Origin of the sequence: Chromobacterium sp. LK1, assembly GCF_001043555.1 — a bacterium.
Lineage (GTDB): Bacteria > Pseudomonadota > Gammaproteobacteria > Burkholderiales > Chromobacteriaceae > Chromobacterium > Chromobacterium aquaticum.
In genome coordinates this window covers 1-256 of sequence record NZ_LDUI01000085.1, presented here as the reverse complement: position 1 = coordinate 256, position 256 = coordinate 1, and the positions used below count along the sequence as shown (strand labels likewise).

Genomic DNA, 256 nt, shown 5'->3' with positions numbered 1-256 from the left:
GGCCGGCGAGGAAGGCGTGTCGCGTCCTTACGCCTACCAGCTGCTGTGTTTATCTCCGGACGGCGCGATCGAACTCAAGACCCTGCTCGGCCTGCCGGCCCGCCTCGGCATCCTCGACGCCGCCGGCGCGGAGAGCCTGCGCTGCGGCGTGGTGTCCAAGGTGCAGAGCCTGGGTTCGGACGGCGGCTTCAGCCGCTACCAGCTGACCATCGAACCGCCGTTCGCGCTGCTGCGCCATCGCGTCAGTTCGCGGGTG

1 protein-coding gene is annotated in these 256 nt (G+C 69.9%); it reads left to right on the top strand.

Translation table 11 applies throughout. From position 1 onward, the window contains the following. The coding region (locus VI26_RS22935) for a contractile injection system protein, VgrG/Pvc8 family (RefSeq protein ID WP_048412069.1) at positions 1–256 on the top strand (256 nt) is incomplete at both ends.